The 1,255-nt window shown below is 55.5% G+C and carries 3 protein-coding genes; all 3 read right to left on the bottom strand.

Annotated features, from left to right (window positions below):
- Positions 1-84 precede the first annotated feature (84 nt).
- A complete protein-coding gene (locus tag BGIM_RS0136215) occupies positions 85-462 on the bottom strand; it encodes a hypothetical protein (protein WP_020469698.1) in 378 nt (125 codons plus the stop codon).
- Positions 463-514: 52 nt separating this feature from the next.
- A complete protein-coding gene (locus BGIM_RS0136210) occupies positions 515-1,039 on the bottom strand; it encodes a hypothetical protein (protein ID WP_020474537.1) in 525 nt (174 codons plus the stop codon).
- A partial coding sequence (locus BGIM_RS67475; RefSeq protein WP_040891348.1) for a hypothetical protein occupies positions 1,036-1,255 on the bottom strand: 220 nt, incomplete at its 5' end. The genes BGIM_RS67475 and BGIM_RS0136210, both read right to left, overlap by 4 nt.

Here is a 1,255-nt window from a genome sequence, read left to right as displayed (position 1 = left end):
AGCCCGGTGTGGAGATGATCCCGCCGGGCATTTCTTTTGGCTATCACAAATTTACACAGTCAGCAACCGAAAAGAATTGCTTCCTTATGCCTTCACCTTCCCGTGGACGGCTTCGTACTCTTCCAGCCACTTCGCCTCATGGGACGGAATCCGAATCGACGAGCATCTGTCCCGTACCCACGCCATGCGAACGGCTTTCCGGCGGTCGAAGTCCGGGTCTTTCTCCACAGCCTTCAGCGGCTCCAATGACTCGCGTTTGATCCGTGCCTCGAAGATGGCGTTCGTGAAGTAGGAGAATGTGCCGATGTGCGGGTTTTTGCCCATCAGTTGCTTCATGGTGGGCAGGATGTCCTTGTCCATGTCGGCGCCGTCGTTCAACCAGAGCTTGATGGTCACGATGTCTTTGTACGCCAGTTTCGGGTTGTAAAGCAAAGCCAAGTCAACCGCCGGTGAGATGTCCATATTGCCCCCTGATGTTGCTCGGACGGTAGAGCGACTTGCTTGCTTGGTCAACTCATTTGTGCAACCACTCCGGCTTCTTCCCAAGCTGCGGATAGTGATACTTGAACAGGATCGCGTTCGCGGCGTGCATGACGCGGTCCAATGACATGATCTTCAACTCCGCGTCGGAGAACCCAGCCTTCTTGAGAATCTGTTTGGCCTGCCCGAAGATGTTTTCGTCCCGAAGCTCAATGGCCCGGTATGTGAACACGTCCTCGGCCCGTTTGGCGAGCAACACGGACAGCCGGTGGGCGACGGAATGCGGGGAGCGGTTCATCAGCATCGCCGTTTCCTCCTGGGATTTCCCCGCCGCGTGATGCCGCAATAGCTCCATGTCGGAGGCGTAGTCGTACTTCCCTGCCGTGTAGGACGGCGCAGGGACAGAAGGAATCAGGCCAAGCACCTCGGCCCGGCGCTTGACGGCGTTGAACCCTAGTCCAAGGCGGTTTTTAATGGCCACGATGGTGTCTCCGTTTCCCAGGCCGTCCTTGATGACGCGATCCTGCCAGGGCTTCCATTGGATTTTCGCCTTGCTCACAAGTACAAGTCTTTCTGCCTTTCCAACGCGATGGCCGCTTCTTTGTTTGCCATTGATTCCTTGCATATCGTCCCCAGGGCTTTCTTGGTTTTCTTGAGTTCGTTTTTGAGTTGTTCGATTTTCCGTGAGTTCACTTCGCAACAGATTTGCCATCCAACGAGGAATCCGATGCCAAAGGATGACACGCTGGCAACGACGAGGAGGCAGAGATCAAAG

The organism is Zavarzinella formosa DSM 19928, from assembly GCF_000255705.1.
Lineage (GTDB): Bacteria > Planctomycetota > Planctomycetia > Gemmatales > Gemmataceae > Zavarzinella > Zavarzinella formosa.
The sequence above is the reverse complement of the archived record's forward strand: the minus strand, read 5'-3'. Positions and strand labels throughout refer to the sequence as shown.